The organism is Blastococcus sp. SYSU D00922, assembly GCF_054050495.1.
Map to the genome: position 1 here is coordinate 309,552 of NZ_JBJGZL010000002.1, position 22,728 is coordinate 332,279.

General features: G+C 74.1%; 17 protein-coding genes. 2 read left to right on the plus strand and 15 right to left on the minus strand.

What is annotated here, in order from left to right; genetic code table 11:
* Positions 1-6: 6 nt before the first annotated feature.
* The 15 genes from ACI78T_RS04160 to ACI78T_RS04230 all read right to left on the minus strand — a co-directional run bounded on the left by ACI78T_RS04160 (position 7) and on the right by ACI78T_RS04230 (position 20,561).
* Positions 7-3,174, minus strand: a complete 3,168-nt coding sequence (locus ACI78T_RS04160) for a glycosyl hydrolase (RefSeq protein WP_456556808.1) — start codon at positions 3,172-3,174, stop codon at positions 7-9.
* Positions 3,171-4,565, minus strand: a complete 1,395-nt coding sequence (locus ACI78T_RS04165) for an MFS transporter (RefSeq protein WP_456556809.1) — start codon at positions 4,563-4,565, stop codon at positions 3,171-3,173. Before ACI78T_RS04165 ends, ACI78T_RS04160 begins: the two co-directional genes overlap by 4 nt.
* A gap of 20 nt (positions 4,566-4,585) precedes the next feature.
* Complete coding sequence (locus tag ACI78T_RS04170; RefSeq protein WP_456556810.1) at positions 4,586-5,518, minus strand: alpha/beta hydrolase fold domain-containing protein; 933 nt, start codon at positions 5,516-5,518, stop codon at positions 4,586-4,588.
* Positions 5,515-6,393, minus strand: coding sequence for a Gfo/Idh/MocA family protein (locus ACI78T_RS04175; RefSeq protein ID WP_456556811.1), 879 nt, complete (start codon positions 6,391-6,393; stop codon positions 5,515-5,517). Before ACI78T_RS04175 ends, ACI78T_RS04170 begins: the two co-directional genes overlap by 4 nt.
* Positions 6,394-6,397: 4 nt before the next feature.
* Positions 6,398-7,906 (minus strand): family 43 glycosylhydrolase, encoded by a 1,509-nt coding sequence (locus ACI78T_RS04180; RefSeq protein WP_456556812.1) that lies wholly within the window; start codon positions 7,904-7,906, stop codon positions 6,398-6,400.
* A complete protein-coding gene (locus tag ACI78T_RS04185) occupies positions 7,903-9,195 on the minus strand; it encodes a C-glycoside deglycosidase beta subunit domain-containing protein (RefSeq protein ID WP_456556813.1) in 1,293 nt (430 codons plus the stop codon). The genes ACI78T_RS04180 and ACI78T_RS04185 overlap by 4 nt, the downstream gene beginning before the upstream one ends.
* 2 nt (positions 9,196-9,197) lie before the next feature.
* A complete protein-coding gene (locus ACI78T_RS04190; RefSeq protein WP_456556814.1) occupies positions 9,198-10,745 on the minus strand; it encodes a GMC oxidoreductase in 1,548 nt (515 codons plus the stop codon).
* A 58-nt stretch (positions 10,746-10,803) separates the two neighbouring features.
* Positions 10,804-11,883, minus strand: coding sequence for a Gfo/Idh/MocA family protein (locus ACI78T_RS04195; RefSeq protein WP_456556815.1), 1,080 nt, complete (start codon positions 11,881-11,883; stop codon positions 10,804-10,806).
* Positions 11,884-11,944: 61 nt separating this feature from the next.
* On the minus strand, positions 11,945-12,799 hold the full coding sequence (locus ACI78T_RS04200) for an ATP-binding cassette domain-containing protein (RefSeq protein ID WP_456556816.1): 855 nt from the start codon (positions 12,797-12,799) through the stop codon (positions 11,945-11,947).
* On the minus strand, positions 12,796-14,631 hold the full coding sequence (locus tag ACI78T_RS04205; RefSeq protein ID WP_456556817.1) for a dipeptide/oligopeptide/nickel ABC transporter permease/ATP-binding protein: 1,836 nt from the start codon (positions 14,629-14,631) through the stop codon (positions 12,796-12,798). Before ACI78T_RS04205 ends, ACI78T_RS04200 begins: the two co-directional genes overlap by 4 nt.
* The gene (locus ACI78T_RS04210; protein ID WP_456556818.1) at positions 14,628-15,569 is read right to left on the minus strand and encodes an ABC transporter permease; all 942 of its coding nucleotides are present in this window, start codon (positions 15,567-15,569) and stop codon (positions 14,628-14,630) included. The genes ACI78T_RS04205 and ACI78T_RS04210 overlap by 4 nt, the downstream gene beginning before the upstream one ends.
* A 78-nt stretch (positions 15,570-15,647) precedes the next feature.
* A complete protein-coding gene (locus tag ACI78T_RS04215) occupies positions 15,648-17,183 on the minus strand; it encodes an ABC transporter substrate-binding protein (RefSeq protein ID WP_456556819.1) in 1,536 nt (511 codons plus the stop codon).
* A 162-nt stretch (positions 17,184-17,345) separates the two neighbouring features.
* Positions 17,346-18,608, minus strand: coding sequence for an ROK family protein (locus ACI78T_RS04220; RefSeq protein ID WP_456556820.1), 1,263 nt, complete (start codon positions 18,606-18,608; stop codon positions 17,346-17,348).
* A gap of 136 nt (positions 18,609-18,744) precedes the next feature.
* The gene (gene mug, locus ACI78T_RS04225) at positions 18,745-19,251 is read right to left on the minus strand and encodes a G/U mismatch-specific DNA glycosylase (protein WP_456556821.1); all 507 of its coding nucleotides are present in this window, start codon (positions 19,249-19,251) and stop codon (positions 18,745-18,747) included.
* A complete protein-coding gene (locus ACI78T_RS04230) occupies positions 19,248-20,561 on the minus strand; it encodes an alpha-amylase family protein (RefSeq protein WP_456556822.1) in 1,314 nt (437 codons plus the stop codon). Before ACI78T_RS04230 ends, mug begins: the two co-directional genes overlap by 4 nt.
* Positions 20,562-20,602: 41 nt before the next feature.
* Between ACI78T_RS04230 and ACI78T_RS04235 the strand changes: the two genes are divergently transcribed.
* On the plus strand, positions 20,603-20,989 hold the full coding sequence (locus ACI78T_RS04235) for a YchJ family protein (RefSeq protein WP_456556823.1): 387 nt from the start codon (positions 20,603-20,605) through the stop codon (positions 20,987-20,989).
* Between the two features lie 227 nt (positions 20,990-21,216).
* Positions 21,217-22,728 (plus strand): malate:quinone oxidoreductase, encoded by a 1,512-nt coding sequence (locus tag ACI78T_RS04240; RefSeq protein WP_456556824.1) that lies wholly within the window; start codon positions 21,217-21,219, stop codon positions 22,726-22,728.

The following is a 22,728-nucleotide window of genomic DNA, read 5'->3' on the forward strand; positions in this document are numbered from 1 at the left end:
CGGGCGTCAGCGGAAGAGCCGCAGCGTCACCGGGCCGGTCAGCCCCGACACCCGCACGGGTGCGTCGGCCTCGTACACCCCGGCGACCGGGCCGAAGATCTCCCCCGTCGGGGCTGCCGCCTCCGCGATCAGCCGGTTCATCCAGGCGTTGGCCACGTCGATCTCGACCCTGTTCGCACCGCGGCGGAGGGCGCCGGTCACGTCGACCTGCCAGGGCGCGGTCCAGACCACGCCCTGGTCGGCGCCGTTGACCCGCACGCGGGCGAGGTCCCCGACGTCGGCACCGAGGTCGAGCACGGCGACCGCATCCCCGGGGTCCTCGTCGAGGTGGAGCGCCGTCGCGTAGGTGCCGACCCCGGCGAAACCGGCGGCCGCCGGTCCCAGGTCGGTCCACGGCACCTGCCCGGCCGCCAGGGTGGTGGAGACGACGCCGGGCAGCCGCAACTCCCACTCGCCGTCGAGCACCAGCTCGACAGCCGGTCCGGACGGCGGTCCGTCGAGGGCGCCACCGGCGAGGAGGACGACCGAGCCGAGGGCGGGCAGCCTCAGCCGGTGCTCCCCGCCCGACCGAGGCAGGGTCCGGCGGACCAGCGTCACCGGGTCCCAGGAGACCAGCGGTCCCTCGACGGCCGGCCGCAGGGTCACGGTCACCGGCTCCGGCGCGGAGTTGGCCAGGAAGACCACCTCACCGGCCGCGGTCCGCCGCCCGATCCGGAGCAGCTCGCCACCCTCCACGGTGAGCGTCGGCCGCATCCCGAGGTGCTGCAGCGCCGTCGGCACGTCCGCGTCGAGCACCCGTCCGCTCCCCCACAGCGCGTCGCAGAGCCGGGCGTGCTCCACCTCGTCGTCGGCGAGGGACGGCGAGCTCACCGGCCGCGCCCCGGCGACCGTCGCGCCGGCGTCGACCAGCGCGGCGAGCCGGCGCAGCGCCCGGACGGTCATGCGGGCGCTCGAGCCCCCGAGGAACAGCAGCCGGTAGCGCGTCTTCCCCGCCACCAGCTCGCCGTCGCAGACCTCCACGCGTGACTCGAGCGCCGGGAGGTCGACGTAGTCGAAGTCGAAGCCCGGCGGCACGGTCCGGTCCGGTGCCCCGCCGAAGAGCGCCGTCACCGGCGCCTCCTCGCCGACGAACACCGCGACGTCCACGGCCGGCACCCCCTGGTTGAGCAGCCACGAGCACCGCGCCAAGTAGTCGATCCACGGCCCGGCCAGGTCGGCCCACGGCTCGGTCCGGACGAACGCCTGCCCCAGGTGCGGCGCCAGCCCGATGCCCGGGGGCGGGACCTGCACCGGCTGGTGCGGCGAGGTGTGGATGCAGAAGCGCGTCACGCCCAGCGCCAGTTCGAGGTCGGCGACGTGCTTGAGGCGCCGCGGGGTGTAGCTCCACGGGCGGTGGAACGCCGTCATCGACTCGGCGCCGGTGAACTGCTTGCCGTGGACGTGCGCCACGGACGACGCGCCCTTGAGGTCGGCGAGGTAGGTCGGCGACGGCTGTTCGGTTCCGGCGTCGAAGACCCACATGGCGCCCATCGGGACGTCGGCGTGGCTGCGCATCGCCAGGTCGTCGCCGAGCTGGGGGCGGTGGTCCTCGAGCGCCTCGGCGTAGTACGACAGGCCGCGCGCGTGCGCCTCCGCGGCCACCGTGCCGTAGTACTCCGAGGCCACCAGGTCGGCGATGGTCCGCCGGTGGTCCCACAGGAAGCGGTCGGTGCGGTCGGCGTCGCCGACCACGAGCCCGGCCAGCGCCGGCAGCCACCGCACCGGGTCGTAGCCGCGCAGCTCGGTGAACCGCTCGCGCAGGAGGTCGGTGTGGTTCTGCGGCCCCGACTCGATGCTGTCGCTCAGCAGCGCGTCCAGCCCGACCCCGTCGAAGAGCCCGAGGTAGGTCGCCAGGTACCGGCGGACCTTCGCGGCGTCGAGCTTGTCGACCTCCAGCCCGGTGGCATCGGGTGCGGCGGGCCCGTTGGTCTGGCCGGTGAGGGAGGCGCCGAAGCGGAGCACCCGCCACCTGCCGGGCGGTGCGTCCCACCGCAGGACGCCGTCCGCGCCGACGCGGGCGGTCACGTCCAGGACGTCGTCCGGGTCGATCGCGGACGTCGTCGTCACGGTGTCGAGGGCGTGGTAGTCGGGCGCGGCCGCGAAGCCGGCCTTCACCTCCGCCTGGTGCACCCGTCCGCCGGGGTACAACGCGAACTCGGAGACCAGGAACTCCGCCGCCCGGCGGAACACCGGCGGTGGCCGGACCCCCTGGCCCAGCCGGGGCAGGGCCGCCGCGGCGCTCTCGCCCGTCAGCACCAGCCTGAACCGGCGGGCGGTCACGGCCGGGAAGGTCACGGTCCGCACCGGCACGGCCTTGCCGGTCGGGTCCTCGACGACCTCGACGTCGGCCACCGGCCGGTAGTGCGCACCGTCGTCGGAGGCCTCCAGCCGCGCGGACGGCGGCGGTGCGGCGCCGAAACCCCGCGGCCCGGGCAACCCGACGGTGAGGGCTGTGACGGTCACCGGCTCGTCGAAGACCTGCTCGAGCCATGCCGCCGAGGGGCCGTCGGGATCCCTGGGGAGGGACACGGTGGGGCCGAAGCTCCCGTCGACCAGCGGGCCCCAGCCGTCGAGGGGCCCCGAGCCCACGACCGACGCGGGCACCAGGACGCCCGGCATGGATCCGGCGGGGACGGCGACGGCCGCCCAGTCCTGCGCGAACTGGTGCGCGCCGGGATCGGCGCCCCACCGCGGGCAGTCCTGGTACGGGCCCGCGACGTCGGGCAGCGGGGCGAGCGGCTGCTCGACCGCCCGGCCGCCCTCGACCTCGGTCGTGGACCAGACGATCTTCTTCATGGCGTCGGCCGGCTCGACCCAGGGGCCGCCGGCCGCGCTCCACCCAGGCGACGTGGCGACGGCGAACTCCAGCCCCAGCTCCCGGGCGGTCTCCGCGGCGAGGCGCACGGCGTCCGACCAGGCAGCGGAGCCGTGCGTCACCCGCTCGGGCACCACGAGCGGCGTCCCCATCCCGCCGTCGAACAGCTGGACGCCGCGCACGCCGACGCGGTGCAGCCACTCGAGGTCGAGCCGGATGCCCTCGGGGTCGACGTTGCCGTCCATCCAGTGCCACCACGCCCGGGGCCGCGCGTCGTCCGGGGGCGAGACGAAACCGCGCCACAGATCCTCCAGGTTCACGCCGCGACCCTCTCCGGTTCGCTCGCCGTGGTGGTTGCTGCTCGTCGCGGCAGGCCGAGCCCGAGAGCGGCCGCCAGGGTCACGAGACCGGCGCCCACCAGCAGTGCCGTGCCGTACCCGTGGGCCTGTGCCTCCTGCCCGCCGGCGGGATCGCCGGCAGCGACGGCAGAGGCGACGGCCACCAGCGCGGCCAGCAGCACCGCGCCCCCGATCTGGCGCGAGGCGTTGAGCAGCCCGGATGCCAGGCCCGCGCGGTCGTCGCCGACCCCGGCGACGGCGGCCATCGTCAGGGGCAGCCCGGAGAGCCCGAAGCCGACCATGGCGACGAAGGACGGGAGGAGCACGTGCAGGGCCTCGTCGCCGGTGACCGGCAGCCGGGACAGCCACATCAGCCCGAGGACGGTCAAGGCGACGCCCGTGAAGTACACCGCCTGGTCGGCCAGGCGGCGCATGAGGCGAGGGGCCATCCGCGCACCCAGGCTGATGCCCACTGCCGGGGGCAGGAGCGCCAGCCCGGCGGCGAGCGGCCCCATGCCGCGGACCTCCTGCAGGTACAGGGAGAGGAAGAAGAAGCTCGCGGGCAGCACGCCACCGGTGAGCAGCGAGATGGCGTCGGCCAGGACGAGGGAACGGATGCGGAAGATCGACAACGGTACGAGTGGCGCCCTGGCACGCCGCTCGACCAGCACGAACACGACGAGGGCCAGCACCGCGCCGACCAGCAGGGCGACCGTCCGAGGGGCCGCCCAGCCCGACTCCTCGCCGGCGATGATCCCGGCCACCAGACCGGCTGTGCCGAGGGTGACCGCCAGCGATCCGGGCAGGTCCAGCCGCCCCCGCACCGGCTGCCGTGGGCTGGGGACCAGCGCCCAGACGGAGGCGGCGAGCAGGACCGCACCGATCGGCACGTTCACGATCAGCACCCACCGCCAGTTGAGCAGTCCGGTGAGGACGCCGCCGACGACGCCGCCCAGTGCCCCGCCGAGGCCCGCGACGGCGGTCCAGATCCCGAGGGCCCGAGCCCGCTCCGCCCGATCGGTGAACGTGGTCGTCAGCAGGCTGAGGGTGACGGGAGCGAGCACCGCGCCGCCCAGGCCCTGCACCGCCCGGGCCCCCACCAGCTGCCAGCCCTCCTGGGCGAGTCCGCCGACGAGGCTCGAGCCGGTGAAGACCACCAGCCCGAAGAGGAACACCCGCTTGCGGCCGAGCAGGTCCGCCGCACGCCCGCCGAGCAGCAGGAAGCCCGCGAACGTGAGGGCGTAGGCGTTCACCACCCACTGCAGCCCGCTCGCGGAGAGCCCGAGGTCGTCCCGCACGGCCGGCAGCGCCACGGTGACCACGGAGACGTCGAGCACCGTCATCAGCGCCACCGCGCAGGCGATGGCCAGCACCGCGCTCCTGTGCCGGGGCGTCACCTGGGCGGAGCCCCCGCGGACGGACGCAGCACGGCCGCGAGGTGCTCGACCGTCCGGCGGACGACGCCGTCGGCGTCGGCACAGCCGTCGAAGCCGTGCTCCGCGCCGGGCACCGGTTCGAGCCGGACGTCGGCGCCCACCTGGCGCAGCGCCGACGCCAGGAGCTCGCTCTGCTCGAACGGGACCACGGTGTCGGCCGTGCCGTGGACGAGCAGGAACGGAGGCGCGCCGGCGTGGACGTGCGCGACCGGACTCACCGCGATGCGCGTCGCGTCGTCCGCCCCGGCCAGCAGGACGTCCAGGGGTGGCACTGCAGCGTCGGGCGGCAGGACCGCGGCGACCTCGGGCGGCAGCTCGAACTCCGGCATGGCCTCGGCGGAGGACACGCCGTACCAGTCGACGACGGCGTCCACGTGGCTCGACGGCCCCACCACCCCGATGTCACCCTCCAGGTCCGGACGACCCGCGGTGAGTGCGACGAGCGCGGCCAGGTGGCCGCCGGCCGACTCCCCGGCGATCCCGAGTCGTGCCGGGTCCACGCCCAGGGTCTCCGCGTGGTGCCGCAGCCAGCGAACGGCGGCCTTGGCGTCGTGCAGCTGAGCGGGGAACGCGGCCTCGCGGGCGTGCCGGTACTCGATCGTGGCCACCGCCAGCCCCGCGTCGAGGAGCTCCTCGAAGAGCTGCCCGGGGCGCAGACCCGGCGGGAGGAGCCGCCGGTTGCCCGACATCCAGGCCCCACCGTGGACCCAGACGACGACCGGCGGTGGGTTCTCCGTGATGGGGACCCACACGTCGAGCTCGAGCGCTCGGTAGCCGGGCACGGCCGCGTAGACGGCGCCCGCGTGGTGCCGCACGCCGTCGTCCCGGCGCACCGGCGCCGGCGGCGGCAGGTGGCGCGCCAGGAAGTCGTTCCGGGGTTCTGCGGTCACGCCGTCCTCAGCTCCTCTTCCGCAGCGGCCAGCAGCCGCTGCAACCCGACCCCGCGGTGCACGTCCGCGAGGGTCGGCCCGCCGTCCGCGACGGCCTCCGCGAACGCCGTGGTCATCCGCCGCCCGATCACGCTGCGGTCCTCGGCCCCGGGGTCCGCGAGCACGATCCGGCCGGCGTCGGTGACCGCCTCGCACCGCAGCGGGCCGCGGGCGCCGGGCGTGGCGATCGACACCGTGACGTGGCTGAGCGCCCCCGAGTCGTGCTCCAGGGTCAGGGCCGTGACCGCGCCCGCCCGGCCGGCGTGCACCACCGCCGCAGGTCCGGCTGCCGCCTCCACCAGGTCGAGCACGTGCGGGCCGACGTCGTGCAGCGCCATGTCGGGACGGCGCCACGGCGTGGCGAACGGCGAACCCGGACAGGCGCTGCTGCCGACGAACTCGGCCGTGAGCACCCGGGGGGCCGTGCCGCGCACGTCCGCGAGGAACGACCGGACGGCGTCGGTCCACCGGTTGGTGAGCATGAGCTGCGTGACGACGCCCGCGGCGTCCGCCGCCGCGGCGATGCGCTCCGCCGCCGCGACACCGAACGCGAGCGGCTTCTCCAGCATCAGGTGCCGGCCGGCCGCGGCCGCCACCGGAGCCAGCTCGGCCTGCACGTCGGGCGGCACCGCGAAGGCGACGGCGTCGCAGGCCGTCAGGAGGGCGTCGAACGACGGCGCGGCCGGGACACCGAGCCGCTCCGCCAGCTCGGCGGCCGCGGCGGGGCGACGCGCCCACACGCAGGCCAGGCTGGTGGCCGGCCCGGCGGCGAGCATCGGCCCGGTGGCCGCCGTCGCCCACGGGCCGGCCCCCACGAGCCCGACACGGAGGGTCATCCGGTCACGCGGCCCAGGGCCGCGGGCCGGCCGGTCCGCCCCCCACCACGGCCGGGTCGTCGGCCCCCTCGTACTCGAAGGACCGGAGCAGCACGCTGCCCCCGGTGCAGAACACCCCCACCATGCGGCCGGTCATGCCTCCGGCGACCTCGGTCGAGAGGTAGCGGCCGTCCACCTGGCCGAGCTCGGTGAACCCGCCCTCGCGGACGAGGCCCGCCACGACGCGGTCCGGGCCACGAGCCGTGGAGAACTCGTGCCCCTCGGTGGGGAGCATGCGGAGCTCCAGCTCGGCCGGCCCGGAGTGCTCAGCGCGGCCGAGCTCGTGACGGACGTCGCCCACCGCCCACACGGCGCGCACGGCACCGGCGGCGACCTCCAGGTCGAGCGAGTGCCGGGGGTCGATGCGGACGGAGAGGCCACCCGTCCCCCCGGCGTCCAGCCGCGCCCGGACCCGGGCGAACAGGTGCTCCTGACGGCGCCCGACGAAGACCGGCTCGTCGCCGGCGGCCGTGACGCGCCAGCCGTCGTCCTCACGGCCGACCACCTCCGACGGGAAGCGAGAGGCGGCCACCCAGGCCGGCGGGAGCACCGCCCCGGTCAGCTCCTCACGGCACACGGCATCGGGTCCCGATGCCGGCTCGAGGTGATCGGTGAGCACCGGCCAGCCGTCCTCCCACACCACCTCGTCGGCGAAGGTCTCGCGGCCGAGCACGTGCCACTCGGGGCTGGAGCCCCGCGTGCGCACGCCGTGGTAGACGAGGGCCCACGTGCCGTCCGGCCGCTGCACGAGGTCCGAGTGCCCGGTGCTCTGCACCGGCAGGTCGGTGCTGCGGTGGGTGAGGATCGGGTTCGCCGGGTTGCTCTCGAAGGGTCCCTGCGGCGAGGGCCCGCGGGCGATCGTCACCGCGTGCCCCTTCTCGGTGCCCCCCTCCGCGACCAGCAGGTACCACCACTCGCCGATCCGGTACAGGTGCGGGCCCTCGGGGAACTTCCCGCCCGTACCCGACCAGATCCACCGGCGCTCGGTGAGCACCTCGCCGGTGAGCGGGTCGATGGCCGACTGGACGATCCCCTCACCGCCCTGCGGCCCGAACCCGGCATAGGTCATGAGGCACGTGCCGTCGTCGTCCCACGCGATGTCGGGGTCGATGCCGATGGCCGACGGGATGCGCACCGGCTCCGACCACGGTCCGGCCGGGTCGTCGGCCCACACCAGCAGCTGGCCGCCCTCGTCGGACCAGTTGGTGGTGATCATCCAGAACCGGCCGTCGCGGTGGCGCAGGGTCGGGGCGAAGATGCCGCCGGACGGGCCGGCCGACGACACGTCGAGCTGCGAGGCGCGGTCGAGCACGTTGCCGATCTGCTCCCACGACCGCAGGTCGGTGGACCGGAAGATCGGCACCCCCGGCGCGTACTCGAAGCTCGACGTCACCAGGTAGTAGGTGTCCTCGACCCGGCAGACGCTCGGGTCGGGGTGGAACCCGGGGATGACCGGCCGCTGGACGTCGCTCACCGGCGGGCCGCCAGGGTGCGGAGGAGCGCGTGCTGACGGCGGACCTGGTCCCGGCCGCGGTAGGGGTCGCGCCGTCCCTCGTACTCGCTGGACAGCCAGCCCGACCAGCCCGCCTCCTGCAGGGTGGGGATGATCTGCCCCCACGGCACGTGCAGGTCGTTCAGGTCGTCGTCCACCTCGGCGAACTTCGCCTGGATGAAGTGCACGTGCGGCAGCACCTCGACCAGGTCGGCCATCGGCACGGCGAGCGGGCGGAGGTGCATCGGGATCTCGCCGTCCTCCACCTCGATCTCCTCCGACAGCTCGAGGACGGGCTCGGTGTTGAAGATGCCGGTGTCGATCAGCAGCTTGAAGTGCTTGGTGCCGGTGCGCTCGATGAAGTCGACGTAGCCCTGGGTGGCCCGGTGCTTGATCGGCGTCGGCGCGTGGATCTCGGGGCAGATGACGACGTCCAGGTCGGCGGCGAGGTCCAGGGACCGCTCCACCACGCCCTCCCAGATGGGGTGCGGGTCGAGCTCCCAGGAGGTGACGCCGAACTTCGGCCGGACCGAGGTGAAGCCGAGCTGCGCGGCCAGGCGCAGGTCGAGCTGGAGCTGGGCAGCCCCCTCCTCGGCGGTGAGGTCGCGGTCCCGCCACATCGTGGTGTCGATCCAGGACCCGTAGTTGGTCGCGGTCAGCCCGTACCGGTCCAGCAGCCCGTGCCAGGTGTCGATCCAGGCGGCGTCGGGCGCGGGGTAGTGCGGGATGTTGCCCTCGCCGAGGATCTCGATGCCGGTGGCGCCGAGGTCGGCCACGTCGGCGAGCACGTCCTCGAGGGACATCAGCGTGTAGATGTCCCCGGTGTAGCTGTAGGTCGAGACGCCGAACTTCAGCCCGCCCTCGGGCGCCGGGGGCACGATCACGCCGGTCGCCGCAGCGGTGAACGTCGTCCGGGACACCGCCGGCGGGAAGTACGGCCGCCGCAGGTAGACGACGACCTCGAGCCGGTGCACGCCCGTGGCGAGGCCGCCGGGCTTCGGCACCGTGATGACGGCGGGCTCGTCGAGCTGCCAGCGCACGTCGGTGGTGGCGCGCAGCTCGTCGAGGGTGAAGGTGCGGCCCTGGAGCGTCCAGAGCGGCACGTGGTCGGGGATGCGCTCGCCGTCGACGACGACGCCGACGCCGTCGAGCAGGCTGGCCGCCGTCCCGCGGTAGTTGGGCTGGCGCAGCTCGAACTGGAAACCGGTGACCCGGCCGCCCTCGACGACGTTGCGGAAGCCCCGTCCCTGGATCACGTTGTGGTCGAGCACGGTCACTCCTCGGTGGTGGTGAGCTGGGCGGCGATGTCGCGGGCGCCGGCGACGGCGAGCGCGACCGACGTGAGGGTGGGGTTGCAGGCGATGGCGGTCGGGATGACGCCGTTGCCGGCCACGTAGAGGCCGTCGACGTCCCAGACCCGCGAGGCCGGCGAGCAGACCGACGTCCCGTCGTCGGTCTCGCCCATGCGGACGGTGCCCTGGTAGTGCAGCGAGGCCCCGGGCGGGAAGGTCAGCGGCTCGCGGTCGTCGAGCGGCTCGCCGAGCGCCGCCGCCGCGCGCTTGACCGCCTCGCGGGAGGCGGCGATCGAGGCGTGGTCGGCCTCGGTCAGCCGGTAGTGGATAGCCATCGCCGGCATGCCGTACGGGTCGACCTCGGTGTCGTCGAACTCGACCCGGTCGGACTCCTGGAGGTCCTTGGCGCAGAACCAGCCCAGTCCGACGATCGTCCCGGGGGTGGGCTCGTCGTCGTCGGCCAGCGGGACGGGCGAGGCGTCCAGCTGCATGACCTGGCCGTGGAAGGGGTCGTCGTCGGTGAACGGCACCCAGCTGACGCCGCTCTGCGGCACGATCTCCGGCTCGTCGCGGGAGTCGACCTGTGCCTCGGGCACCGGTGACACGTCGCGGAGACGGACGGCGTAGACGGTCTGCGGCTGGTCGTTGAGCCAGCGGCCCAGTGCGCGCGGCCGGACGCCGGAGGCCCACAGGAGCTGGGGCGTGCGGAGGCTGTCGGCGGCGACCACGACGAACCGGGCCGCGACCTCGCGGACGCTCCCGTCCTGGAGGTCCCGGACCCGGACGCCGGTGGCCCGGCCGCCGTCCACGAGGACCTCGGTGACCAGCGCCTCCGGCACCAGGGTGAAGTTCGGGTTGCCGCGGGTCGGGTCCCCGAAGACGACGTCCGAGCCCGACCACGTGACGCGGCCGTCCTCGTGCCGGACGACGGCGAGCGGCATGGAGCCCACCCGTCGGTCGTCGTCCCGGCCGCTGTCGAGGGCTCCGCTCAGGCGCTTGCGGACCTCGTCGGCGAACGGCGCGTCGTCGAAGGCGTGCGCGTCGACGGACAGCAGCCGCTCCCCCTCCGCGAGCAGCTCGTCGAGGTCGGGGACGAACGGGATCCGCTCGCTGTCGCCGGGGCGGGGGCAGGCGCCGGTCCAGTGCGCGCCCATCCCGCCCACGTTGCTGGACATCGCGGCGCCCGGGAGCCCGTCCTCGCCGTCCTGCCGGTAGCCGGTCGCCAGCAGGAAGGTCCCGGGGCGGACAAGCCGGGGCGCCTCGTCGGCGTAGCCGTCCATCGTGTCGGTGGGCGTGCCGGCGTCCAGCGGCGCGGGGCCCTCGGAGAGCCGCTGCGCGCGGGCCCGCTCGACCGGGTCGACGATGTTCTTCACGTGCCCGCCGGGCGGGTCGGCCAGCAGGGGGCCGACCTCGAAGGTCGCGATCGTCGCCGACGGGCACCGCTCGCTGAGGATGCGGGCGTAGGCCGCCCCGCACGGGCCGCTGCCGACGATGGCGACGTCGACGGAGTCGGGGAAGTTCCTGGTCATGAGGTTGCTGTCTTCCTGTGCGGGGCGGACGGCCTGTGCGGAGAGAGCGGCACAGCGTTCACGGGGCGACGTCGACCCAGGCGCTGGAACGGGAGGAGGCGAGGACCGCCTCGGTGATGCGGGCGGCACGCAGCCCGTCGCGGAACGTGGGCAGCCCGTCGGGGCCGTCGCCCGCGACGGCGGCGTAGGTGTCGGCGACGAAGGCGTCGAAGCAGTCCTGGTAGCCCTGCGGGTGCCCCGCGGGGACGACGGTGTAGCGGGCGGCGCCGGGGCGCTCGGTGGTGCCCCGCATCAGCTGCTGGTTGACCTCGCGCCCGCCGATCCACAGCGAGTCCGGGTTCTCCTGGTCGAAGCACAGCGACTCGCTGCCGCCGTCGACCGAGAACCAGAGCCGGTTCTTCCGGCCCGGGCTCACCTGGCTGATCGTCAGGTTGCCGGTGGCCCCGCCGTCGGTCTCGAACAGGACGACGGCGGCGTCCTCCGTGGTGACGCGCCGGCCGCCGCGCTCGGGCACCGCGACGACGGTGCGTGCGGCGACGCGGGTGATCCGGTGCCCGGACACGAACTCGACCAGGTCGCACCAGTGCACGCCGATGTCGGCGAACGCCCGGGAGGAACCACCCGCCGCGGCGTCGACGCGCCAGTTGTCGTCGGTGTCCTCGGCCAGCCAGTCCTGCAGGTAGGAGCCGTGCAGCAGGCGCACCGGACCCGCCGTCCCGTCGGCGACCCGTGCCCGCGCCTCGCGGACCATCGGGTAGAAGCGGTAGACGAACGGGACCGTCGCGACGACGCCGGCGTCCGCCGCGAGGGCGACCAGCTCGCGGGCCTCGTCGGCGTCGACCGCCAGCGGCTTCTCGCAGACGACGTGCTTGCCCGCCGCGATGACCTGCCGGACCAGCGGGGCGTGCGTGGCGTTGGGCGTGCAGACGTGGACGACGTCGACGTCGTCGGCGGCGAGCAGCTCCTCGACCGAGGTCGCGGCGCCCTCGGCGCCCAGCTGCTCCGCCCCGGCGCGCGACGACTCCGGGGAGGACCCGACGACGCGGGCGACCACTCCCCCGGCGCGCCGGACGGCGCGCGCGTGGACGGTGCCCATGAAACCGGTGCCGACGATGCCGGCACGGACGCGGTCGGACATGCGTCCCCCTCTCGTGGTGGACGTTCGTGAGCGGAGGGCCGCAGGCGGGCGACCCGGTGGATCAGGAGGCGGCGGGCGCCTGCGCGGCGAGGAAGCGGTGGCGCTCGGCGCGGCGTTCGGCCTGGCGGCGGGGATCGGGCACGGGTGCGGCGAGCAGCAGCCGCTGCGTGTAGGCGTGGTCCGGCGTCGTCGTCACCCGTGCCGCGTCGCCCGTCTCGACCAGCTCGCCGCGGTACATCACGGCGACCCGGTGGCTCACGTGCCGCACCACGGACAGGTCGTGGGTGATGAAGAGGTAGGCGACGCCGGTCCGCTCCTGGATCTCGATGAAGAGGTCCAGCACGCGCGCCTGGGTCGACAGGTCCAGCGCGCTCACCGGCTCGTCGCAGACGATGAGCTTCGGGTCGCGGGTCAGCGCCCGGGCGATGGCGATGCGCTGCCGCTGCCCGCCGGAGAACTCGCGCGGCAGCCGCTGGCCGGCGTCGGCCGGCAGGTGGACCGAGTCCAACAGCGCCCGCACCCGCCGGCCGGCCTCCGCCCGGGCGGTACCGGTGACCAGCAGCGGCTCGGTGAGGATGTCCTCGACGGTCTTCGACGGGTTCAGCGAGGAGTACGGGTCCTGGAAGACCACCTGGATGTCCTCGCTGAGCGCCCGGCGCTCGCGCTTGCCCAGCCCGGAGATCTCCCGGCCCGCGAAGCGGATCACCCCGCCGGTGACCGGGGCCAGCCCCAGGATCGCCCGGCCGAGCGTCGTCTTGCCCGAGCCCGACTCGCCGACCAGACCGACGGTCTCCCCCGGGCGGATGTCGAGCGACACCCCGCGGAGCACGCGGATCGGGGCCTGCCGCCAGCCCTTCACGGGGTAGTCGACGACCACCCGGTCGGCGACGAGCAGCGGCTCCTGGACGGCGGTCATCGGATGCCTCCGGACGAGGGCAGGGGCTCCGGCTCGCCGGCCTGCGGTGCGGCCGGGGGAAGCGCCTGACGGGGCGGGGTGTCCTCGAGGGTGGAGCCGAGGAGCATGCGGGTGTAGTCGTGCTCGGGGGCGGCGAAGAGCCGGTCCACCGGCGCCTCCTCGACGATGCGCCCGGCCTGCATCACCGCGACGGTGTCGCAGAGGTCGGCCACCACCCCGAAGTCGTGGGTCACGAGCAGCACACCGAGGTCCCGCTCCGCGACCAGGCCGCGCAGCAGGTCGAGCACCTCGGCCTGCACGGTGACGTCGAGCGCCGTCGTCGGTTCGTCGGCGATGAGCAGGTCCGGGTCGCAGGACACCGCGCCGGCGATGAGGACGCGCTGCGCCATGCCGCCGGAGATCTCGTGCGGGTAGGAGTCGAAGACCCGCAGCGGGTCCTTGATGCCCACCCGGGCGAGGAGGTCGAGGGCGCGGCCCCGCGCCTCGGCCTTCGAGATCCCCAGGTGGTGGCGCATGGGCTCGGTCAGCTGGCTGCCGATGCGGAACGACGGGTCGAGGTTCGACATCGGCTCCTGCGGGATGTAGCCGATGCGCCTGCCCCGCAGCTGGTTGCGCTGGGTCCCGGACAGCTTCGGCAGGTCGGCGCCGTCGAAGACCAGCCGCGCGGCCGAGGTGCGGGCGCTCGGGGGCAGCAGGCCGAGGACTGCGAAGGCGGTCTGGGACTTGCCCGACCCGGACTCACCGACCAGGCCGAGCACCTCGCCGCGGCGCACGGCGAGCGACACCCCGCGCACGACCTCCTTCGCGGTGCCGTCGGCCTGGGGGTACTGGACGCGCAGGTCCTGCACCGCCAGCAGCGCGTCCACCGGCGGCGGGGCGGCCGCCGCGCCGGTCTCGACGGGGGCCGGGGGCTCGATGCCGCGGCGGCGTCGCACGCGGGGCACGCGGCTCCCCACACCGAGGGCGTCGCGCAGCGCGTTCCCGAGGAGGCTGAAGGCGGTGACCGTCAGGACGATCGCCAGACCCGGCCAGAGGAGGAGCACCGGCTCGGCGTAGATGTTCTGGAAGGCGTCGCTGAGCATGCCGCCCCAGCTCGCCTGGTTCGGCGAGCCGAGCCCGAGGAACTCCAGACCGGCCTGGATGACGATCGCGATGCCCAGCAGCTGCGACGCCTGGATGACCGTCGGCGCGATGACCACCGGGAGCACGTGCCGGCGCATGATCCGGCCGTCCCCGAGACCGGAGACCCGTGCCGCGTCGATGAAGAGCTCCTCGCGGACCGACAGCACCGACGCGCGCACCAGGCGGAACACACCCGGCGCGATGATCACGCCGAACACCGCCATGCCGAGTTCCGTGCTCCGGCCGAACTGAGCGAGGACGACGAGCAGGACGATGATCGCCGGCAGCGCCATCAGCAGGTTCGCCACCCAGCTGGCCACCGCGTCGAACCGGCCCCGGTAGTAGCCGGCGACGATGCCCGCCGGCAGTCCCAGGACGAGGGACACGACGACGACGATGACCCCGCCGACGATGCTGGTGCGCGCCCCGTACAGGAGCTGCGCGAGCACGTCCCGGCCCACCCCGTCGGTGCCGAGCGGGTTCGCCCCGCCCATCGGGGCCAGGGCGTTGGTGATCTGCGAAGCCGTGGGGCTGGCCGAGGTGAGCAGGGGTGCGAGGACGGCGAGCAGCCCGACCAGGAGCACCCAGGCGAGGGCGACGACCGCGACGGGGTTGCGCAGGAGCCGGCGGAAGGCGCCCCGGCGGGGCGGCGCGGCAGTGGCGTCGACCGGCGCGGGACCGGCGGGACCGCCGTCGGACAGGATGCTCATGCGAGACGCACCTTCGGGTTGAGCCAGCCCAACGCGAGGTCGAGCAGGAGGTTGACCACCACCACGACCACGACCGCGAGGACGACGATGCCGAGGACGAGCGGGACGTCGCCCTGACCGGCCGCGGCCGTGGCGCGCTCGCCGAGGCCGTTGAGGCCGAACACCTTCTCGATGACGACGGCGCCGCTGATCAGCGCGATGAACTGCAGGGACAGCACGGTGAGCGACGCCGGGGCGGCGTTGCGCAGGGCGTGCTTGAGCAGCACGCTCCGCGTCGGGAGGCCGCGGCTGCGGAGGGTCCGCACGTAGTCCTGCTGGAGGACGTCGATCATCGAGCCGCGGGTCTGGGTGGCGACGGTCGCGATCGCGCCGATGGCCAGGGCGACGGCCGGCAGGGTGATCGACGCCAGCCACCGCCCGGGATCCTCGCCGAGGGGCGTGTAGCCCAGGGCCGGGAAGATGCCGAGCTCGACGGCGAAGACCAGGGCGAGCAGCATTCCGATGAGGAAGTTCGGGACGGCGAAGGCGACGGTGGAGATGCCCTGCAGGAGGCCGTCCAGCCAGCCGCCGCGCACCGCGGCGACGACGCCGAGGACGATGCTCACGAGCGCGGTCAGCACGATGGCGGCGAAGACCAGGGAGAGCGACACCGGCAGCGCGTCGGCGACGAGCCGGCTCACGGGCTGGTTGGTGAACCAGGAGCTGCCGAGGTCACCCTGCAGCGCGCTGGTCAGCCAGTCCCAGTAGCGCTCGAGGACCGGGCGGTCCAACCCGAGCTCCTGGCTCTTGGCCGCGATCTCGGCGGGGCCTGCCTGGGGGCCGAGGATGCGCCGGGCCGGGTCCGAGCCGGTCAGCGTGGTCAGGAAGAAGACCAGCGTCGCGGCCGCCCAGATCAGTGCGATACCGACACCGATGCGGCGGAGCAGGAAGAGGAGCACGGTCGGCCTCCGGTTGAGCGGGATCGGTACCGGGAGGTCCGTGGCCGCGGAACGGGCTCCGCGGCCACGGACCGGGGATCAGCTGCCCGACGGATCGATGTTGGCCAGCGGGGGCACGCTGACGCCCTGCACCGGCTGGACGTCGAAGCCCTCGCCCGTGACGTAGGCGATCTCCCCGGCGACCCACGGGGCGAACCACGCCTGCTCCACGAGGTAGGCGTTGAGCTCCTGCAGCGCCGCCGCCTGCTCGTCACCGGTCGAGCTGCCCGCGCGGCCGATGAGCTCGTCCACCTTCGGGTCGGACGTCTTGAACGGGTTGAACGGCGACTGCGGCGTGAGCGCCAGCCCGATCATCTCGAAGGGCGAACCGGCCGTCAGGTTGAACCAGTTGACCGGCCACTGCCCGCCGATGATGCTGCCGACGTACTGGTCGCCGGTGATCGGCTCGAAGGTGACCGTGATGTCGATCGCCGCGAGCGCCTCCGTGAGCGCGGCCTGCTCGTCGGGGGCCACCGGGGAGGCGTCCGGCATGCTCATGGTGAAGCCGTCGGCGTACCCGGCCTCCGCCATGAGTTCCTCCGCCTTCTCGACGTCGTAGTCGTAGGTGCCCTCGAGCGACTCGTCGTAGGCGGGCGAGCTCGGGCCGAACATCTGCACGGTGGGCTGGCCGAGCCCGCCCTTGACGACGTCGACGATGGTCTCGCGGTCCATGGCGTAGTTGATGGCCTGGCGCACGCGGACGTCGCCGAGCGCCGGCACCAGGGCGCCGGCCCGGTCCCAGAGGTAGAGGCCCTCGATCCCGCCGCTGGTGTAGGTGGTGACGTTCAGGCCCGCCTGCTCGGCGCCGGACACCCCGTCGCTCGTCGACATCCCGATGCCGTCGAGCTCGCCGGAACGCAGTCCGTTGAGGATGGCCGTGGTGTCGTCGAGGAACCGGATCTCGAGGGACTCGTAGGGGAACTCCTCGGCGTTCCAGTAGTCCGCGTTGCGCGTGTAGGCGTAGGTGCTGCCCGGCGTCGACGCGTCCTGGTCGAGGACGTACGGGCCCGAGCCGACGGGGGCGGTCGCCAGGTCGTCGTTGCCCAGGGCGTCGGGGCTGGCCATGTAGCCGGAGCTGCGCGCCAGCGCCTGCGGGAGCGAGGGGTCGGGCCGGCTGAGCACGATGTCGGCGTGGGTGGCGTCGACGACCTCGACGCTCTCGACGGCGCGGAGGGCGGACCCCGCCTCACCGGTCTTCGTCTTGGCCAGCTCGAGGTTCGCCTTGACCGCCTCGGCGTCGAAGGCCGCGCCGTCGGTGAAGGTGACGTCGTCCCGGAGCGTGAGGCTCAGCCGGGTCCCCGTCTCGTCGTAGCTCCACTCGGTGACGAGGTTGGGGATGGGCTGGCCGTCGGCGTCGAGGTTCAGCAGCTTGTCGTAGACCGCCTGGTAGTAGTGGTCCTCCGGGCCGCTGCTGGCCATCTCGCCGATGGCGAACGAGGAGGGCGGCGTGATCGCGGCCAGGGTCAGGCTGTCGGTGCTGCCCGAGGAGCCGGAGCCACGCTCGGACGACCCGCCGCAGGCGGCGGTGAGGAGCAGGGCGGACGCGACCGTGGCCGCGACGAGGGACCTTCGCATGTGAACTCCAGAGACGTCGGGACCGGCTGTGGTCCCGGGCGGCCGTCGGCCGCAGTGGCGGAGGAGAAGAGCAGGCGCTCCGGGTCAGGAGCGGAGATCGAGCTTGTGGGGCGGGTCACGCCGTGGGGATGACTTTAGTGCCGTTGGCACATATGTCAACCCTCACACGGCGGCGGTGCGCTGAAGAGGCGCGGCGTGCCCGATAGGCGACCCGTTCTCGATCCAGAGACCCACGGATTCCGGCGCGAACAGCTGCTCGATCGCCAGGATGGCGGCACCGGTCACGCCCTCGTGGAACTCCAGCGACGCCGGCCGCACGGTGAGCCGCTGCTGGGCCAGCTTGGTCGCCCGCCCGCGCACGGTCTCCTCGAAGACCTGCACGACCGAGTCCCCGATCCGCAGGGCGCCGCCACCCAGGACGACCGTCCCGGGGTTGAGGAAGTTGACGACCCCCGCCACGGTCGTGCCGATGAGCCGGGTGCCGCGGAGCGTCTCCTCGGAGGCGAGCCGGTCGCCGTCGCGAGCCGCCAGGCCCACGTCCTGCGAGGTCAGGTGGCCGCGCTGGGCCAGGCGGGCGGAGAGGACAGGGCTCTCGGCGGCGCGCGAGGTCAGCCGCTGGACCAGGCCCCACCCACCGGTCACGGCCTCGAGGCAGCCGATCTGCCCGCACCGGCAGACGACGGAGGGGTCGTCGGTGACCTGGATGTGGCCGATGTCCCCCGCCGCGCCCGTGTCGCCGCGGAAGACGGTGCCCTTCGACACCAGGCCGGCCCCGACCCCCTCGTCGACGAACACGTACAGCAGGTCACGCCCGTCCCGGGGGGTGCCCTTGTGCCACTCCCCCAGCGCCATGAGGTTCACGTCGTTGTCGACCCAGACCGGCGCGTCGTACCGGTCGCGGAGCCAGGCGCGGACGCTCCAGCCGTCCCACCCGGGCATGATCGGCGGGTCGACGAGGCGGCCGGTGGCGAAGTCGACCGGGCCGGCCACGCCGATGCCGAAGGCCCACGGCTCGGTGCGCGTCTTCCGCGCCAGCCGGACGAAGAGGCTGTCCAGGAGCTCGAGGGTCTCCTCGGGGCGCTCCGCGGCGTTCCAGTCCTCGTGCAGCGAGGCGACCAGGGTGCCGTCCAGCGTCGCGACCGCCGCCGTCATCTCCGTCGCGCCGATCATCCCGGCGAAGACGTGCCCGGCCTCCGAGCGGAAGCGCAGAAGACGGGAGGGCCGGCCGCCGGCCGACGGCGCCAGGTCCCCGTCCTCGAGCAGGCCGACGTCGATGGCCTGCTGGACGCGCTGGGTCACGACCTTGCGCCCGATCCCGGTCTCCTGCTCCAGGCCCGGGCGGGTCACCGCCCGGCCCGTGCGCACCAGGTTGATCAGCTGGCCGTGGACGAACGCCTCCTGCGGCGAGGGCGTCGTGCTGCTCATGGCGACCTCCGAGGACGGCGAAGCGGCTCAGTAACGTTCCGGTTGCACTTAAGGTACGTGGTCCGGCGTCCCGACGACACCACCCGGAGGGGACAGATCCCGCGGTGTCGGCCGTCGCGGTCCCGGACCTGCGTCGTCACGGGCGAAGCTGACGGTAGATGCGGGCCAGGTCCGGCACCTGGACGTGCGCGTTCAGGCCGCTCGGGTTCGGCACCACCCAGGTCGCCGCGCCCCCGATCCGCTCGGGCTGCCTGCCGGCGACCGCCTTGGGCCGGTCGAAGCCGGTGCGCCAGGCGGTGATCCCGAGGACCGCCAGCACGCGGGGCCGGTACTCCTCCACCAGCGCGGCCAGCTGCAGGGCGCCCTCTCGCAGCTCTTCCCGGCTGAGCTCGGCGGCGGTGCGCGTCGGCCGCGCCACGACGTTGGTGATGCCGAGGCCGTACCCGGGCAGCAGCCGGTCCTCGTCCGGGCTGAACAACCGCGGCGTGAATCCGGCCAGGTGGATCGCCGGCCAGAACCGGTTCCCCGGCCGCGCGAAGTGGTGCCCGCGCTCGGCCGACATCAGCGACGGGTTGATCCCGCAGAACAGCACGTCGAGGTCCGGCGCGATGACGTCGGGCAGCGGCTTGCCGGGCACGGTCACCCGTCCAGGACGGCCCAGCCGTGCGGCGCCAGTCGCACCCGGCCACCGACGACCTCCGCCGCCCCGGCCAGCACGGCACCGGCCCCCTTCGCCGGAACCTCGACCGGCCGCTCCCCCACCGAGAGCGCGACCACGAGACGGCCGCCGTCCCCGACCGCCTCGTAGACCAGCTGCTCGTTGGCCAGGTGCAGCGTCCGGGTCCGGGCCGCGTGCAGCCACCGGTGCCGGCGGCGCAGGCCGATGAGCTCCTGGTGCAGGGCGTAGGTCGGCAGGCCCAGCGGCGACAGCTCCCCCGGCGTGGCCGGGAACGGCGGCCGGACGGCGTCGTCCCCTCCGGCCCGGTCCTCCTTGACCCCGCGGAAGGCGTGCTCGTCACCGGCGTAGACCGCCGGCGTGCCGCCGGTGGTGAGCAGGACGACCAGCGCGTGGGCGAGGTGCCGCTCGTCGGTGAGCCGGCTGGCGATGCGGGTGACGTCGTGGTTGCCCAGGAACGTGAACGGCACGAACGAGTCGAGGAACCCGCCGTGGCGGGAGAGTGCGGCGTCCAGCTCGAAGAAGTTGGCGTCGTTGAGCGAGCTCCAGACCGCCTTCCACAGCTCGTACTGGGTGACGGCGTCGAGGTGGGCCGCCGCGACGAACCGGGGATAGTCGCCGTGGATGACCTCGCCCATCAGGTAGGCGTCGGGGTGCCGCTCGCGCACCCGGTCGGCGACGCCCGCCCAGAACCGCGCCGGGACGGCGTAGGCCGCGTCCAGCCGCCAGCCGTCGACGCCGCGGTCGAGCCAGTGGCACATCACCTCGACGACGTGGTCGGCGACCGCCGGCTCGTCGTGGTTCAGCGCGACGAGCGCCGAGTGCCCCTCGAAGTCGTCGTACTCCGGCGGGCCGCCGGCCTCGGGCCAGCGCAGGCGGAACCACGCGGCGGTCGGCGCGGACGGCCCCTGCTCCAGCACGGCCCGGAACGCGGGGTGACCCCGCCCGACGTGGTTGAACACCCCGTCCAGCAGCACCCGCAGCCCGCGCTCACGGCAGGCGGCGATCAGCGCGTCCAGGTCGGCGTCGTCCCCCAGCCGCGGGTCGACGCGCAGGTGGTCGGTGGTGTCGTAGCCGTGCGTCTCCGACGCGAACACCGGCCCGAGCGCCAACCCGGAGGCACCCAGCTCGACGGCGTGGTCCAGCCAGGCCGCGAGGTGGCAGAGCCGGTGGACAACGGGCTGGTCGGGCGCTGAGGCGCGCTCGGCGCCGACGAAGCCCAGCGGGTAGACGTGCCACCAGATCGCGTCCTGCACCCAGCCCGGCTCCGTGGTCACACCACGGATGCTGCCGCACGGGGTGCGGGGACACTGGGCGGGTGCGCTCACGACCCTGCCCCTGCGGCTCCGGCCTCCCCTACGCGGAGTGCTGCGGTCCGCTCCACGACGGCGTGCGCCCGGCGGCCACGGCCGAGCAGCTCATGCGGTCGCGCTACAGCGCCTTCGCCGTCGGCGACGCCGCCTACCTGCTCGAGACGTGGCACTCCACCACCCGTCCCGGCTCGCTCGACCTCGACCCGGCCGTGCGCTGGACCGGCCTGGAGGTCCTGGCCACCACGGGCGGATCGCTCCTGGCCGCCGAGGGCACCGTGGAGTTCCGGGCGCACCACCGCGTCGACGGCCGCGCGGGAGCCCAGCACGAGAACAGCCGGTTCGCCCGCGAGGACGGCCGGTGGCGTTACCTGGACGGCGTCTCCCTCGGCTGAGGCCGCCGTCCCGGGTCCCCCGGTGGGGGTGGGCGTGGCGAAGGGAACACCGCCGTCGGGGCGCCCGACCCCGCGCATATCGGCCGGATCGGCGCCGGAAGTATGGCGAAGCTCACGGGCCGGAGATTCCTCACACCTTCCGGACTGCATGTAGCAGACCGTTTCGGCCGACGATCAGGAGGACGGCGCTGCGGCGCACCTTCCCTTGGACGGCCGGAGAGGCAGACGTGACTTCCGAGAGCGGCGTAGCAGCCGGCGTACCCGACAGCGCGAACCCCGACGTCGTGCTGGTCGGCGGCGGCATCATGAGCGCCACGCTGGCCGCGCTGATCAACGTCGTCGCCCCGCAGTGGAGCGTCACCGTCTTCGAGTCCGCGGACGAGGTCGCCGGTGAGAGCTCCGGCCCGTGGAACAACGCCGGCACCGGGCACTCCGCGCTCTGCGAGCTGAACTACACGCCGGCCGGCCCCGACGGTCGCGTCGACCCGTCCAAGGCCGTCACGATCAACGAGCAGTTCCAGGTCTCGCGCCAGTTCTGGTCGCACCTGGTGCGCGGCGGGATGACCGGCTCCCCCAAGGAGTTCATCACCCCCGTCCCGCACCTGAGCTTCGTCACCGGCGAGGCCGGCCGCCGCTACATGCGCGCGCGGCACGAGGCGCTGGCGGCGCAGCCGCTCTTCCGGGGTCTCGAGTACACCGAGGACCCCGCCGAGCTCGCCCGCTGGATCCCGCTGATGATGGCCGGCCGCGACCCGTCGCAGGTCGTCGCCGCCACCCGGTCGGTGGCCGGCACCGACGTGAACTTCGGCGCGCTCACCCGCCTCCTGCTCGACGACGCCGACAGCCGCGGCGTCATGGTGCACACCAACCAGCGCGTCCGTGACCTCGACCGCGAGTCCGACGGGCGCTGGAAGGTCACCGTCGAGGACACCCGGACCGGCGAGCGCCGCACGCTGCGCACGCGGTTCGTCTTCGTCGGCGCCGGCGGTGGGGCGCTGCCGCTGCTGCAGAAGGCCGGCATCCCGGAGATCCGTGGCTTCGGCGGCTTCCCGGTCAGCGGCATGTTCCTCCGGACCACGTCCCCCGAGCTGGTGGGCACCCACCAGGCGAAGGTGTACGGCCAGGCCGCCGTCGGCGCGCCGCCGATGTCGGTGCCGCACCTCGACCTGCGCCTGATCGACGGCGACCACTCGCTGCTCTTCGGCCCCTACGCCGGCTTCTCGCCCAAGTTCCTCAAGGCCGGCTCGATGTTCGACCTGCCCCTGAGCGTCAAGCCGAACAACCTGGGCTCGATGCTCGGCGTCGCCCGCACCGAGCTGGGGCTCACCAAGTACCTGATCACCGAGCTGCTCAAGTCGCGCTCCGCGCGGCACGAGACGCTGACCGAGTTCGTGCCCCTCGCCGAGCAGGCCGACTGGGACATGATCACCGCCGGTCAGCGCGTGCAGGTCATCAAGCGCGACCCGGCCACCGGCCGCGGTGTCCTGCAGTTCGGCACCGAACTCGTCGTCGGCGGCGAGGGCTCGATCGCGGGTCTGCTCGGCGCCTCGCCCGGCGCCTCCACCGCCGTGTCGGCGATGCTCACCCTGCTCGAGCGCTGCTTCCCCGACCGGATCGCCGCCTGGCGCCCGGCGCTGCAGGAGGCCATCCCCTCCTACGGCCACCGGCTGTCGGAGGAGCCCGCGCTGCTGGAGCAGGTCCGCACCGACACGATGCAGGTCCTCGAGCTCAACGGCTGA

Coding starts and splice junctions, on each gene's coding strand:
- ACI78T_RS04200 (WP_456556816.1), bottom strand. CDS start 12,799: ATGACCGCCGTCCAGGAGCCGCTGCTCGTCGCCGACCGGGTGGTCGTC.
- ACI78T_RS04215 (WP_456556819.1), bottom strand. CDS start 17,183: ATGCGAAGGTCCCTCGTCGCGGCCACGGTCGCGTCCGCCCTGCTCCTC.
- ACI78T_RS04190 (WP_456556814.1), bottom strand. CDS start 10,745: ATGACCAGGAACTTCCCCGACTCCGTCGACGTCGCCATCGTCGGCAGC.
- ACI78T_RS04205 (WP_456556817.1), bottom strand. CDS start 14,631: ATGAGCATCCTGTCCGACGGCGGTCCCGCCGGTCCCGCGCCGGTCGAC.
- ACI78T_RS04195 (WP_456556815.1), bottom strand. CDS start 11,883: ATGTCCGACCGCGTCCGTGCCGGCATCGTCGGCACCGGTTTCATGGGC.
- ACI78T_RS04175 (WP_456556811.1), bottom strand. CDS start 6,393: ATGACCCTCCGTGTCGGGCTCGTGGGGGCCGGCCCGTGGGCGACGGCG.
- ACI78T_RS04220 (WP_456556820.1), bottom strand. CDS start 18,608: ATGAGCAGCACGACGCCCTCGCCGCAGGAGGCGTTCGTCCACGGCCAG.